Below are 14,768 nucleotides of genomic sequence, written 5' to 3'. Positions count from 1 at the left end.
AAAATGTCTAAAGGCTTCACCCTAATCGAGCTGATCACTGTCCTGATGATCCTCGGTATTATTAGTGTGTTTGCCGTACCGCGCCTGTCGGGAGCTGAAGCGTTTTCAGTGACCGGTGCGCGGGATACGGGCTTGTCTGTTGCCAGGCAAGTCCAGCTCAGGGCAATGCAGCAGGAGGACACTTCTGCTGGTTGCAATGCCCTGGTGATCACTGCCTCCCGTCTAGGGGGCAGTGTCGCCTCAGAAAACTGTAAGTTGGGAGAGGATGAGAACCGCAGCGATGTGGTTGACCTTTCCAATTCATCCGTCCGCATTTCGCCTGAGCAAACCCTGTATTTTGATTTATTGGGTCGCCCGGTTGACGCAAACAACAAGCGTCTATGTACCACAGGAGACTGCAAGTTCACCTTTAAACAAGGTGACAGCACGGCCAGCATCTGCCTGAATAGCGAAGGGTTTATTGATGCCTGCCGTTGACAACTCACAACACATTTCTTTCTATCAGCGTGGCTTTACGCTGGTAGAGCTGGTTATTGGTATCGTCGTATTCGGCGTTGCCTTGGTGCTTATCAGCACCACCTTATTTCCCATGTTCGCCAAATCAGCCAACCCGCATTACGAAGCGCGGGCTGCGGCTCTTGGTCAAGCCGTGATGAACCAGATTCTGGCGCGGCCATTTGATATCAACTCAGACACCGATGGCAGCCGTTGGCGTTGCGGTGAAGACGCCGAAGCTGTGCAAAAACTCGGTATCCTGTCGCCGAGTCCCATTCCCGCCTGCTCGTATCCGCTTGTAGCTGATGCGAAAAGCTTTAATGCCGTTGAAGACTATATGGGCTGCTGGGGAGAGGAATCTGCATGCAACGGGGACTATCGAGGATCGCTGGCGAATTTGGCCGGCAGTGAAAGCCATGACTACCCGAACTTTTCCGTCGACATCCATGTGACGTATGACAAGGCTACTTTTCCCGATACGACTGACAACGACAGGCTCTATAAGCGCATTGATGTCACTGTCGATACCGGAAAATTTGGTCGCTATGACTTTACGGCCTACCGGAGCAATTTCTGATGTTTGCTGCGCGAAATGGGAAATTGCAGCGGGGGTTCACCCTGGTCGAATTGATCGTGACCCTGACGATTTTATCCCTGGTTTCTATCGGCATCTTTGGCTTTATTGAAACCAGCACCAGCGGCTATGTGGAGTCCAAAGACCGCGAGGCCTTGCAATCCCAGGCGCGTTTCGCGGTTGAGCGGTTGGGGCGGGAGCTTCGCCATGCTGTGCCCAACAGCGTTTCGACCTCAAATAACGGCAAATGCCTGTCCTATTTTCCCATTAGTTACACCGGATTCAGTGCATCGCGTGATAAGAACAGCAACACACTAACCGTCGCACTGGCGACGGATGATGCTGATTGGCAAACCAAGGTGGCTGACGGTAAACACCGTATTGTGTTTATGCCGTCCAAACCCTCAGATTTAAATGCAGGTTCAGCGAACAGTCTGGCGGTCACAGGGGCTTCCAGCAGCGAACTTGGGACCAACAAACCGATTGGCGAACTATGGCCATCAGCCTCGCCTTCCAACCGTTTTTATCTCTACAGCGATAAGGTCACTTTCTGTTTTGAAGGAAGCCAGCTGACCCGTGAAGTGGACAACACATCGGGCTCACCCGTCACCTTGGCAAAAAATCTGGATGCAGCCGCCAGCGGATTTACCGTGGGCGATGAAACGCTTTCCGGCGGTAACCTGATTAATATCGCCTATGCCTTTAAGCAATCCGGCGAAACGTCTTTTTATAACCAACAAGTGCAGGTACTTAATGCACCCTAAATCCTATTCTTCCTTGCACCGCCAGCGTGGCAGCATGCTGATTATTGCGGTGTTTGCCATTACTGCCTTGGCAGCGTTAGGCGCAGCCTTGATGCAAATCAGCTGGTCGCAAAGCGATACCACCACCCGTGAAGTGCTCGGTACCCGCGCCTGGCTGGCCGCCAACAGCGGCACAGAAATGGCAATGGCGAGGCTATTTCCTCTGGTGACAGCAGAATCACCAATACCAAGCGCCGATTGCAGTGCGACGCCAGTAATTGTTCCTTTCAATGATAAAGGGCTGAGTGGTTGCTCGGTGTCTGTTACTTGCCAGGTTGAAGGTACAGGTGAGCTGGCGCAGTACCGCGTGGAGAGTAAAGGTATGTGTGGTTCAGGCGCACACAAGGTGGTTCGTGTGCAGGAAAGTTGGGCTAGGGGGCTGGAGCAATGATCTACCGCAGTTTGTTAGCAATTGCTTTTATGTTTTGTGCGAATGCTTTGGCTTCAAATACAGCTTATTTTCCAGGGCCGGCACAAGCACCGAAAGGAGGTGGCTCGGTAATTACACTGAACGATCGCTCAAAAATTGTAGAAGAATCAAGTGAAGGTTATGTTGAACTTGGATTTGATGACATCAAGGCTTTGTCGAATGGACCTCACTGCAATAATGGTAGCCAATTCGTTGAATGTAAAAAGGGAAATGATAGGCCAGACAACCTAAATTTGAAAAAGCTAGTATTAGGTGCTGGATATGATGATCTAAGCAATGATGTAATTCCAGGAGTGAATGACTGGGGACAATATGAGTTCTACTTCGATGCATCCTCACCAAACTACAAGTCGATTAGATTACTTCAAAATAGAAAAGCATATTTTTCTGAAGGAACATACTATTTTGGCGAGTTTGTTGTTGGTGAAAATGCTGAATTACATTTCGATGGGAAAGTGGAAATTCACGTAAATAAGTTAAAGGCTTCTTCTCTTTCAAGAGTTAACATGTCTGGGAAGACTGAAAACGCAGTTTTCTTTGTGCATGAGGCTATGTCATCTGAAAGTGAATTCTCGGTTGAAATGGGCGCTGGATCTGAAACTCGAGCATATATCTACTCCCAGGGAAAGGTAAAATTATCCGGCCCGACTACAACAGTTCATCACGGAGCAATAATTTGGGGGGCAGTAACAGCCCAACAAATAAACATGAACCAACTTTCTGAAATCCACTACGGTGGTGGTTTTAGTTCTTATCAATTAACGATTACACCAGAAAACTCAAAAGAAGTTGGCTGTGAACGTGTACCCCTTACTTTTACCGTAGAGGATAGCTCCGGCCAGGCACAACCTCTAAATGGAACGTTAATAGCCGATGTAACCACGCCAAAAGGTTGCTTTGCTACCAGTGAAGATCCAGATGCAGATTGTAAGCAAAACCATTCAATAACCCTTGATGTTGTAAACGGTGTCGCCTATGCATGGCTAGGGGGAGGGATAGGTGATGTATATATTTCTGCTGTCTTTCATGAGCGTGAAAATAAAATTAAGCCACTTAAAGCATCGGCTGGACCTTACAACTTTGGTTCGCTAGGTTTTAGTTTTAATGATGGTGAGCATATAAAGCTTGTTGCAGGAAAGCCTGAAAACCTAAAAATACAATTTCTCAAGTCCATCGGGCAGGGTAATAGCCAGTTTTGCGATATAAAAAATTTAGATGGTGCAGTTAAATTCACTGTTACACGTGAAAATATATCACCTGATGTGGGAGTGAAGCCGGTAGTGCTAAATGGCGTGGATGTTGTCACATCCAGCGAAATGGTGATTGATTTCAAAGGGGGAGCCGCAAATATACCTGTTAGTTACAATGACGCAGGCTCTTTAGCTCTTACATTTACGTTGCACACCGAAGATAATTTTAAAAACAATAAAAACAAGAATCATAATTTCAAAGGAAAACCCGGTGGTGATATAGACGAGACAACGTCGACAGCTTTTCTCTATTCCAGACCTTACACACTTGCCATTTGTGGCCAGCCCACGGCCAACAATGTTGAAAGCGATCTTGCCTTCAAGAAAGCAGGCGAGCCCTTTGCCCTGAATTTGAAACCAGTGATTTGGACGGGCGGTTCTGATTTAACAGGCTATGCCCTGAAAAATGGCGGTACAGTACCTTTTAGCCAGAATTTGTGTAGCCGGGAGATGACACCTAACTTCTGGCACAACCACGCACCTTTGGCGTTTGTTTCCCTGGATGAGAGGGCCGAACTCTTGCGCCCTGCAGGGGGAATTTCTGCGTATTTGGATGGTATCCTATACAAGGAAAATACAAAGATTACTCTGGGTGATACACCGGATAAGGCACGTTACAGTTTTAACCAATTACGCATTGGTGAAGTGGGGGTGTTTGCTATCCGCTCTCGCCTGCAGGGCGCCTATCTGCATATGGCGGTTAATCCCAATGAGAAAGAGGTTGGGCGCTTCTACCCTTCTCACTTCCTCGTGGAAGGCAGTATCGAGCCAGGAATCAAGCCTAAAGATGACACATTCGGACGCGGTTTTACCTACCTCAACCAGCCATTTACAGGCGAGTACACTGTGCACGCAATGTCCGTCGATAATCAGAAGTTAAAAAACTATCACCTGACTGATAATGTCGCGCTATTTGACGATTGGGCGGTGTACCCATCCCCACTTTCCCGGTCAGGCTTTGCTGACTTTACCTCTCGCTGGTTACATCCAAATGCAAGGCTTGTCGGCACTTGGGGTGAAGATGCAGATGGCTACAGCGAGTATGAGGTGAGCGGCAATATGATGGCAGAAAAAGGCGCAGAGCCAGATGGGCCTTTTAATAATCTGCAGTTTGCTGTTGGGGTCGCTAAACCCGACACAGACGGTACCGATTTCAAATATTGTGATAAGAACTTATCCGAAAACTGCAATACCAAACTGCCCGCGCCAAACGGCAGAAGTGACGGGGCAGAATTCGCTAAAGGCGAATTCCTGTTTGGCCGTATGCGTATGGAAGGTTTTACCGATACCAAGCCACCGTTTACTGAACAAATCATGCCAGTGGCAGTCGAAGTCTTCGACGGCGGAAAATTTGTCACCAATGATCGTGACAATGCTTCTGTGGTTTCGACCCTGATTGGCCAGAAAGACATACTTTTCAGCAGCACTGATGATGCCAACCTACAGGCCAAGATTTTGCTGAAAAGTGAAGACGGGAAAACGGTTCAGACCTTGCGGGTTAAAAATGGTACTTCGGCTTTCCATGTGACTGCACCGCAACAAGGTGCAAAGCTGAACCGGGAACAATTCCGTTACTGGCAGTTGCTGGGTAAAACGGAAGATGGTGTTTTGCCCCAACCTTGGCTGCAACACAACTGGCAAGGGGGACAGTTTATTGATGATCCGAGTGCAGTGGGTACCTTCGGGGTTTACCGGGGAAGTGATCGGGTTATCTATAAAGGTGAAAAAAACATCACATTGACAGGGGAATGAAAAAAAAGACTGATCTCTTTCAGGTTTGTAGATCATCACCTTGCCGCGCCCCGTCAGCGTTGGTACATTTAGCGGAATTTGAAGAATTTTAAAGCTTGCAGGATTAACCGAAGATTATGTTTAAGAAACTTCGTGGCATGTTCTCTAACGATCTGTCTATCGATCTAGGAACCGCTAACACTCTCATCTATGTAAAAGGACAGGGAATTGTTCTTGATGAACCTTCCGTTGTCGCTATTCGTCAAGATCGTGCAGGCTCCCCAAAAAGCGTCGCGGCAGTCGGTCATGAAGCAAAACAAATGCTGGGCCGTACGCCAGGAAACATCGCAGCTATCCGTCCAATGAAAGACGGCGTTATCGCTGACTTCTATGTCACCGAGAAAATGCTGCAGCACTTTATCAAATCGGTTCACGACCACAGCTTTATGCGTCCGAGCCCACGTGTGCTGGTTGCTGTTCCATGTGGTTCTACCCAGGTTGAGCGCCGTGCAATCCGTGAATCTGCACTGGGTGCAGGTGCGCGCGAAGTGTACCTGATTGACGAGCCAATGGCGGCGGCAATCGGTGCAGGCTTGCCAGTGTCGGAAGCAACCGGTTCTATGGTGGTCGATATCGGTGGCGGTACCACTGAAGTAGCGGTTATCTCCCTGAACGGTGTGGTTTACTCTTCTTCTGTCCGTATCGGCGGTGACCGTTTCGATGAGTCTGTCATCAACTACGTGCGTCGTAACTACGGCAGCCTGATCGGTGAAGCGACTGCTGAGCGCATCAAGCACGAAATCGGTTCTGCGTACCCAGGTGATGAAGTACGTGAAATTGAAGTTCGCGGCCGTAACCTTGCTGAAGGTGTGCCACGCAGCTTTACCCTGAACTCAAATGAAATCCTGGAAGCGCTGCAAGAGCCGCTGACCGGTATCGTTTCAGCGGTGATGGTTGCGCTTGAACAGTGTCCACCAGAACTGGCGTCTGACATTTCAGAGCGCGGTATGGTACTGACCGGTGGTGGTGCATTGCTTCGCGATCTGGATCGTCTTCTGACTGAAGAAACCGGTATTCCGGTCGTTGTGGCTGAAGATCCGCTGACCTGTGTTGCCCGTGGTGGTGGTAAAGCACTGGAAATGATCGACATGCACGGTGGCGATCTGTTCAGCGAAGATTGATCATTCGCGAGAATTCAAAGTTCAAACAGGTTGTAACTGAATGAAACCAATTTTTGGCCGTGGGCCATCTCTACAATTACGCCTGTTCTTTGCTCTTTTAATATCAGCCAGCCTTATGCTGGCTGATAGCCGTTTGGGTGCTTTTACCCACTTCCGTTATCTGCTCAACTCCCTGGTTGCGCCGCTCCAATACGCCTCTAATGTTCCCCGTGATCTGCTGGACAACACGTTCCGCCAGTTCACTTCGCACCAAAAGCTGCTGATAGAGAACACGACACTGAAAGAAGAAGTGCTGATGCTGAAAAGCAGCCAGCTTCTGTTTGATCAGATGGAGCAGGAAAACCAGCGACTGCGTGAACTGTTGGGCTCACCGTTTGTGCGTGATGAACGCAAGATGGTAGTGGAAGTGATGGCGGTCGATTCTGATCCCTACAAGCACCAGGTGATGATCGACAAAGGGCGGACGAACGGCGTCTATGAAGGCCAGCCGGTGATTAACGAGCGTGGTATCGTGGGGCAGGTCTCCTATGTGGGGGCGCACAACAGCCGGGTGCTTTTGATCACCGACCCAACCCATGCGATCCCAGTTCAGGTGGTACGGAACGATATCCGTGTTATCGCTTCCGGACGTGGTCAGATGGACAATATCCAGCTGGAAAATATTCCAAGCAGTGCGGACATTGAACCGGGCGATATGCTGGTGACGTCGGGTCTTGGCGGTGTGTTCCCTGAAGGTTATCCGGTTGCCAAAGTCACCTCTTTCTCCTTTGATAACAAACGTCCGTTTGCACAGGTTGATGCCAAACCGGAAGTACAGTTTGACCGCCTGCGCTACCTGCTGCTGGTGTGGCCTACCGACATAGAAAAGAAACAGGCAGCTGAAGAGGCGCTGGATGCAACCGGCGAAGAGTCTGAAGCCGGAGCACCGGAAGTCGATGTAAAGCAGCCTGCTGCTGAAACGCCTGCGGCAGAAACGAAAAAAGAGGTCACTAATGGCTAATTCAAGCATGCGTGGCCGCGCACTTATCTGGCTGTCGTTTATTATTGCCCTTATCCTTCAGGCTGCGCCCTGGCCGGGTGAGCTTGCGCCTTTTCGCCCATCCTGGGTGCTTTTGGTGACTTTCTACTGGGTACTGGCGCTGCCGCACCGCGTGAACGTGGGTACGGCGCTGGTGGTAGGCCTGCTCTGGGATTTGATGCTGGGCTCAACACTGGGCGTGCGCGGGCTGATGATGTCTGTGCTGGTATATCTGGTCGCACTGAACTTTCAGGTGCTGCGCAACATGTCCTTGTGGCAACAGGCTGCAATTCTCTCGTTGCTTACCCTTGCGGGTAAGGTACTGGAGTTCTGGGCAGAATATCTGGTCTCGAATGTGCAGTTCGATCCCATCCAGCTTTGGGCGGGCTTGCTGAACTTCCTGTTGTGGCCGTGGCTGTTTTTACTGCTTCGACGGGTTCGCCGTCAGTTTTCGATCAAGTGATCTGGAGAAACCATGGCAGATCTTCAACTTTATCTCGCGTCTGCCTCTCCTCGCAGGAAGGCGCTGCTGGAACAGTTATCGGTTCCATTTGAAATATTGCGTGTTGACGTTGAAGAGCAGCGTCAACACCACGAAGAAGCGGCGGACTATGTCCGCCGTTTGTCGTTAGATAAAGCCAGGGCGGGCGTCGCTGTGGCAGCCTTTGACTTACCTGTCCTGGGTTCCGATACCATTGTGGTTTGTGATGGTCATGTGCTTGAAAAGCCAGTGGATCTTAATGCTTCACGCGATATGCTTGGCATGCTGTCAGGCCGACAGCATCAGGTGATGACTGCCGTCACGCTGGCTGACCGGAACCATTCATTGACTACACTGGTCACAACTCATGTGTGGTTTAAACCGCTGGATATCGCAGAGATTGACGCCTACTGGCACAGTGGCGAGCCGTGCGACAAAGCGGGCAGCTACGCGATTCAGGGACTGGGCGGGCGCTTCGTGACCCGCATTGATGGCAGCTACCATGCGGTGGTGGGTTTGCCTCTCTATGAAACTGACGCGCTGTTAAAAGAATTCAAAAAATTACGTGGTGATCAGCAATGAACGCAGAGTTATTGATTAACGTCACGCCGACGGAAACCCGTGTCGCCATGATTGAAGGTGGCAACCTGCAGGAAATTCACATCGAGCGTGAAGCCAAACGAGGCATCGTTGGCAATATTTACAAGGGCAAAGTGAGCCGTGTGCTGCCGGGCATGCAGGCGGCATTTGTGGACATCGGTCTGGATAAGGCGGCATTCCTGCACGCATCCGACATTGTGCCGCATACCGAATGTGTGTCGGAAAACGAGAAGCAGCAGTTCCAGGTGCGCGATATTTCTGAGCTGGTTCGCCAAGGGCAGGATATCGTGGTTCAGGTGGTGAAAGACCCGCTGGGCACCAAAGGTGCGCGACTGACCACGGACATTACACTGCCGTCGCGTTATCTGGTCTTTATGCCAGGCGCTGCCCACGTAGGGGTTTCCCAGCGTATTGAGAGTGAAGAAGAGCGCGAGCGCCTTAAGCGTGTGGTGTCGGATTACTGTGATGACCTGGGCGGCTTTATTATCCGTACCGCGGCCGAAGGTGCATCAGACGCTGAAATGGCACAGGATGCTGCGTTCCTAAAACGCCTTTGGAATAAGGTACTGGAGCGTCGTGGTAAGCGCTCGTCCAAGTCCATGCTTTACGGTGAGCTGGGGCTGGCGCAACGCATCCTACGTGATTTTGTCGGAACTGAACTGGATACCATCCGTGTCGATTCTCGCGCCGCGATGGATGCCCTGCGCGAATTTACCGAAGAGTTCGTACCTGAGTTGACTGAGAAGCTGGAACTGTACACCGGTGAGCAGCCTATTTTCGATATGTACGACACCGAAAACGAAATCCAGCGTTCACTGGATCGTAAGGTCGAGCTCAAATCCGGCGGCTATCTCATCATCGACCAGACGGAAGCGATGACGACTATCGACATCAATACCGGTGCGTTTGTTGGCCGTCGTAACCTTGAAGAGACCATCTTCAACACCAATATCGAGGCGACCCGAGCTATCGCGCGTCAGCTGCGCCTGCGCAACCTGGGCGGCATTATCATTATCGACTTTATCGATATGAGTTCTGACGAACACCGCCAGCGTGTGTTGCAGTCACTGGAACAGGCTCTGGCGAAAGACCGTGTGAAGACCAACATCAATGGCTTCACCCAGCTTGGTCTGGTGGAAATGACCCGCAAACGTACCCGCGAAAGCATTGAGCACGTGCTGTGCGGTCAGTGTCCGACCTGTGAAGGGCGTGGTTCGGTGAAAACCATCGAGACGGTTTGCTATGAAATCTTGCGCGAGATTACCCGTGTTAACCGTGCTTACGATGCGGATAAATTCGTGGTGTATGCCTCACCGTCTGTCGGTGAAGCACTGGAAGGGGAAGAGTCCCACGCCGTTGCCGAACTGGAAGTGTTTATCGGCAAGCAAGTGAAAGTGCATGTAGAGCCGCTGTACACCCAAGAGCAGTTCGATGTCGTAATGATGTAGTGAGACTGTTCTTTTCATGACCAAATTTGTACGGCGCCTTGCGGTATTTGTAAAATGGCTGGTGCTGATCTTGGTGATCAGCGCCGCTGTTATTACCGCGGCGATGCGTGTGGTTCTGCCTAATCTCGACACGGTGAAAACGCCACTCGAGCGTTGGGCCAGCGATGCCACCGGCTTCCATGTCGAATTCGAATCCTTTACAGGGCACTGGCGTTATCTGGTGCCCTCTGTGTCTTTACACGATCTGACTCTCTCAACGCAGGCTTCCAACCTCAAAGTTCTTACCGCAGAAAGCATTGAAATGCAGCTCGACTTGCTGGCCAGTGTCCGCCAGCTCGAGCCAACTTTTTCCTATGTCACCATCGGTGGCCTGAATGTTGATTTAACCCAACTGCCTGAACGCGACAATGCGCAGGAAACCAGCCTTGGCGACCAATTGGAAAACCTGTTTCTGGTTGGTCTGGGGCGTTTTGCTATTCAGGATGCCAGCGTCACCGTGATGTCTCTGGCTGGTGAGAGAAAAACTGTCGATATCAGTTCGCTACGCTGGGATAACCAGTCCGGCACCCATCATGTTCAGGGCGTGGTGAGTGTTCAGGGCACATCGCTGAACAAAATCGGCATCCAGGGTGTATTTACAGAATCTGATGGCATTGAGTCGCTCGACGGGGAGTTTTACCTCAGCGCGGATGATGTCTCTGTCAAAGACTGGGTATCGAAATTTGTCGACCCCAATATCACCCTGGCAAAAGCCAGCATTGGCGGTGAAGTCTGGCTGACAGTGGAAAAGGGGCAGCCCAATTCCGTGCTGGTCAGTCTCAAGGACAGTGCGCTGGCTTGGTTCCCGGCTAAGCCTGTCCTGCAGGCATCATCAAGTAACACCCAGTCACTGAAAATTGAGCAGGGCGTGATCAAGCTTGCCCACTCAGCGCAGTCTGGATGGCAACTGGCAACAGAAGACATCGTAATCAAAACCGGTCAACGCCTGTGGCCATCGCCTTCTCTTCGTGCCGAATTGAATCAGCAGGGCTTGACGCTGAACCTGTCGCAAGTTGACCTATCTCTGTTATTGCCATTGCGTGAGTTGGTCACCTTGCCCGAGGGGGTAGACGGCGCAATCCGCGCTCTGAATCCGGTTGGTCTTGCTCATGATATTCGCGTCGCTAAGCCTGTGAATGGTGAGGTGGCGTATTCGCTGGCACTCGAAAATGTCGGGTTCCAGCATTGGAGCTATTTGCCGGAAGTGCACAAGCTGCAGGTCAAAGCGCTGGGCGTTGGTGCAAGCGGGAAAGCTGTCCTTTCAATGACCGACGACAGCCTGCCTTACGGCGAGTTCTTCCAGGCACCATTGCCGGTCAAACAGGGCGATGTCACAGCCTACTGGGTTGTGGATGAAGACGGTTTTGTCATCTGGTCAGACAAAGTGGCCGTCAGCTCGCCGGATTTGGATGTGGTGGGGGAGTTCCGTCTCGATTGGCCCTTTGACGGTAAGAACAATGGCTGGCTATCTTTTTATGCTGAAGCCAATGCGTACAAGGCGGGTGAAACCTGGCGCTACCTGCCAACACTGGCGCTGGGTGAAGAGCTGACAGATTACCTTTCGGCTGCTATCCGTGGTGGTCACGCGGAGAATGCCAAGCTGCTGTGGTATGGCGACTTCGATACCTTCCCGTACCTCAATCACGAAGGGGTATTCCAGGCGTATGTGCCCCTGAAAAATGGCCAGTTCAGTTTTGACACCCAATGGCCGACGCTGACTGATCTTCAGCTGGATCTGCTGTTTGAAAATGATCTCATGTACCTGGATGCATCCAGTGTCAGTTTGATGGGCGCACGCGGCTACGATCTTAAGGGAAAAATACCGTCTCTCAGCGCAGACGAAGGCGTGTTGTTGCTTGATGGCAAGATCGCCGCCAGCGGTACGGAGTTGCGTGATTACATGCTGGCGACACCTTTAGTGGACTCTGTCGGTGCTGCCCTGACCCATGTTCAGGTCGACGGTGATGTCAGCGGGGCAATTTCGCTCAATATTCCGCTTAACGGTGATGATGTTTCCGCGACCGGCAGCGCCACATTGGGCGGCAATACGGTGGCGATCATGACACCAGAGATGACGCTCAAAAACGTGAAGGGCACCGTCGAGTTCGATAACGACATTGTCTGGAGCAAGAGGCTGAATGCCGACCTGCTCAACCAGCCGGTGAAGATTGATTTTCGCGGTGAAACAGAATCGGATAACTATCTGGTCAATATCGGCATGGCGGGCAAGTGGAAGGCAGACAGCCTGAAGTCGGCGCTCGACTTGCCGGACTTATCGCTGATTGAAGGGTCTTCGAACTGGGACTTGGATGTGGGCATAGCGCTCAAAGACGTCGGTTTTACCTATGATGTGCGTCTGGACGCCAATCTCAACCCAATTGCCGTAAACCTGCCGGCACCGTTGACCAAACCGGTCAGCACCAAAGCCCAAGGCCACCTGAAAGCCTCCGGTGATGCACAGCGTATTGTGGCGCAGGTCGAGCTGCCAAACCTGAAGTACCAGGCCGACATTGATATCCGGGGCGAATTGCCTGATGTTACCAAAAGCCGTTTGGTGATTGGTAACGGCGAACTGTCTTTGCAGCCGCTTGCGGGCAACGGTGTCAGCATTGATGTGCCTGAGCTGGACGTGATGGCGTGGAACGGCGTGTATGAGCGTTTTATGCAATCTGAAGGCAGCAAAGGTGAGTTGCCGTTTATCCTGCATCCGCCGACACGCATCAATGTGAAAGCCAACAAACTGCTTGCTGATGACTTCGTGCTGAACAAATTCTCACTGGCGGCGCGGGAGAAAAATGACGGTTTCCATCTGCTGGTGGGCAGTGAAGAGCTTTCCGGTGATGCATGGTGGGATGCCAATAAATTACTGACCGTGTCCATCGAGCACATGTACCTCAATCTCGACACAGAAAAGGAACAGACGACTGTCGAAGAGGCTTTGATTTCCGGCCACCGCATTGCGACGAAAGCCGATCGCGCCATGATGGCGAACATCCCATCGACGGATTTGGTGATTGAGGAGCTTTGGCTGCAGGGCTACCGCCTCGGCAAACTGGAAGCCCAGTTGCTGAAATCAAAAGACAAAGTGGCACTGACCAAGTTTGCCATCGACAGTGGTGGCCTGCGCCTCAAAGCCAACGGTGACTGGTCTATTGATGCCAAAGGGCTGAACCACACTGCCATCAACTTTGATGTCACGGCGAAAAACAGCAGCGACCTGATGGGACGCTTTTCAGTCACTGGCGGTATTCAGGATGCCACGGCGCAAACTAAAGGCGATATCAGCTTCGACAGTACGCCGTGGGCAATGGATTTGGCTTCGCTCGACGGTATGGTGGAAACCAAGATTGAAAATGGTTACATCAGTGGTGTTGGCGGTGCAGGGCGTTTTCTGGGGCTGTTCAGCCTTGATTCTATCTTGCGCAAGATGCAGCTCGATTTTACCGGCGTATTTGAGGACGGTCTTGCTTTTGATGAGATCAGCGGCAGCGCTTCAATCACTAACGGGGTGGTTGTCACGGATAATATCCAGATGAACGCGCTGGCAGGTGATATGTTTATAAAAGGCATCGCAAATCTTGTGAAAAATCAGGTCAATGTTGATGTACGTTTCGTACCGGACCTGACTTCCGGCATTCCGGTTTTCACTGCATTTGCGGTCACGCCCCAAACGGCGCTCTACGTGCTGGCGGTTACCACTGTGCTGTCCCCGGTCGTTGATGCATTCACCCAGGTTCGTTATCAGGTAACCGGGACCATTGATGATCCCGTTGTCAGGGAAGTCTCGCGCAGTACGGGCGAAGTGACATTACCGGAACAGGCGACCCAACGCCTGCGCGAGCAGCAAAGGAGTAAATCAGAATGACCAAGTTTGGTGTTGTACAAATGAATTCAGGGATGAATCCAGATGACAACCTGGAGATGCTTGAGGGGCAACTCAAGCATCTGCGTGAACAAGGTGCAAGGCTGGTCTTAACCCCTGAAAATTCTCTGGTGTTTGGTAGTAAGGAAGACTACGAAAAACACGCAGAGGTAATGGGGCACGGGTCGCTGCAGAAAAAGTTGTCCCAACTCGCCTTCGAGTTGGGGATCTGGCTGGTGGTGGGTTCATTTCCTATCCGCAACAACGATGGCACCCTGAGTACTGCCTGTCTGGTCTATGACGCGGCGGGAAATCTGCGTTCCTCCTACGAAAAGTTGCATATGTTTGACGTGGATATCGCGGACAACCACCGCAGCTACCGAGAGTCTGACACCTTCCGCGCCGGTGATAATCTGGTGTTGGTGGATACGCCCTTTGGCACGCTTGGCTTATCGATTTGCTACGACATTCGTTTTCCGCAGCTTTATGCCGCGCTTCGCCAGCGTGGGGCGGACATCATTGTTATCCCCGCCGCCTTCACTAAAGTCACCGGTGTGGCGCACTGGGAAATCCTGTTGCGTGCCCGTGCGATTGAAACCCAGTGCTGGGTGCTTGCTGCCGCGCAGTGTGGCATTCATCAGGGCGGCCGTGAAACCTATGGCCATTCCATGATTGTCGACCCTTGGGGACAAATCTCTGGCGAGCTTGCAGATGAGATAGGCTCCGTGTGCGTTGATGTCGATTTAGCCTCTAACAAAGCAATTCGCAGTAAAATGCCCGTCCTGCAACACGCCCGGTTGCAATGCGCGATGAAATAGCGCAACCTCAAATCCATATCGTTCCCGCAATGCAGTTG

General features: G+C 51.4%; 12 protein-coding genes. All 12 read left to right on the top strand.

Annotation, left to right across the window (positions count from 1 at the left end; translation table 11 throughout):
• The first annotated feature begins 3 nt into the window (after positions 1–3).
• The 12 genes from KU854_RS08800 to KU854_RS08745 all read left to right on the top strand — a co-directional run bounded on the left by KU854_RS08800 (position 4) and on the right by KU854_RS08745 (position 14,730).
• Positions 4–477 carry a type II secretion system protein gene (locus KU854_RS08800; protein WP_218358084.1) on the top strand — a complete coding sequence of 158 codons (474 nt, stop codon included), beginning with the start codon at positions 4–6 and terminating at the stop codon, positions 475–477.
• A complete protein-coding gene (locus KU854_RS08795) occupies positions 464–1,072 on the top strand; it encodes a type IV pilus modification PilV family protein (protein ID WP_218358083.1) in 609 nt (202 codons plus the stop codon). The genes KU854_RS08800 and KU854_RS08795 overlap by 14 nt, the downstream gene beginning before the upstream one ends.
• Positions 1,072–1,833: a PilW family protein gene (locus KU854_RS08790; protein ID WP_218358082.1), complete on the top strand. Its 762-nt coding sequence runs from the start codon at positions 1,072–1,074 to the stop codon at positions 1,831–1,833. Before KU854_RS08795 ends, KU854_RS08790 begins: the two co-directional genes overlap by 1 nt.
• The gene (locus KU854_RS08785; RefSeq protein WP_218358081.1) at positions 1,823–2,263 is read left to right on the top strand and encodes an MSHA biogenesis protein MshP; all 441 of its coding nucleotides are present in this window, start codon (positions 1,823–1,825) and stop codon (positions 2,261–2,263) included. The genes KU854_RS08790 and KU854_RS08785 overlap by 11 nt, the downstream gene beginning before the upstream one ends.
• Complete coding sequence (locus KU854_RS08780; protein WP_218358080.1) at positions 2,260–5,304, top strand: DUF6701 domain-containing protein; 3,045 nt, start codon at positions 2,260–2,262, stop codon at positions 5,302–5,304. The genes KU854_RS08785 and KU854_RS08780 overlap by 4 nt, the downstream gene beginning before the upstream one ends.
• A gap of 116 nt (positions 5,305–5,420) precedes the next feature.
• Positions 5,421–6,464, top strand: a complete 1,044-nt coding sequence (mreB, locus tag KU854_RS08775; RefSeq protein WP_054779391.1) for a rod shape-determining protein MreB — start codon at positions 5,421–5,423, stop codon at positions 6,462–6,464.
• Positions 6,465–6,504: 40 nt separating this feature from the next.
• Positions 6,505–7,464, top strand: a complete 960-nt coding sequence (gene mreC / locus KU854_RS08770; RefSeq protein ID WP_218358079.1) for a rod shape-determining protein MreC — start codon at positions 6,505–6,507, stop codon at positions 7,462–7,464.
• Entirely contained in the window at positions 7,457–7,945 is a 489-nt protein-coding gene (gene mreD, locus KU854_RS08765; RefSeq protein ID WP_218358078.1) for a rod shape-determining protein MreD, read from the top strand. The genes mreC and mreD overlap by 8 nt, the downstream gene beginning before the upstream one ends.
• Before the next feature lie 12 nt (positions 7,946–7,957).
• Positions 7,958–8,545 (top strand): Maf family protein, encoded by a 588-nt coding sequence (locus KU854_RS08760; protein WP_218358077.1) that lies wholly within the window; start codon positions 7,958–7,960, stop codon positions 8,543–8,545.
• Positions 8,542–10,011 (top strand): ribonuclease G, encoded by a 1,470-nt coding sequence (gene rng / locus KU854_RS08755; RefSeq protein ID WP_218358076.1) that lies wholly within the window; start codon positions 8,542–8,544, stop codon positions 10,009–10,011. Before KU854_RS08760 ends, rng begins: the two co-directional genes overlap by 4 nt.
• 16 nt (positions 10,012–10,027) lie before the next feature.
• A complete protein-coding gene (locus tag KU854_RS08750) occupies positions 10,028–13,915 on the top strand; it encodes a YhdP family protein (protein ID WP_218358075.1) in 3,888 nt (1,295 codons plus the stop codon).
• Positions 13,912–14,730 carry a carbon-nitrogen hydrolase family protein gene (locus tag KU854_RS08745; protein WP_218358073.1) on the top strand — a complete coding sequence of 273 codons (819 nt, stop codon included), beginning with the start codon at positions 13,912–13,914 and terminating at the stop codon, positions 14,728–14,730. Before KU854_RS08750 ends, KU854_RS08745 begins: the two co-directional genes overlap by 4 nt.
• Positions 14,731–14,768 lie beyond the last annotated feature (38 nt).

Origin of the sequence: Enterovibrio paralichthyis, assembly GCF_019209835.1 — a bacterium.
GTDB lineage: Bacteria > Pseudomonadota > Gammaproteobacteria > Enterobacterales > Vibrionaceae > Enterovibrio > Enterovibrio paralichthyis.
This window is presented reverse-complemented; position numbering and strand designations above follow the sequence as displayed.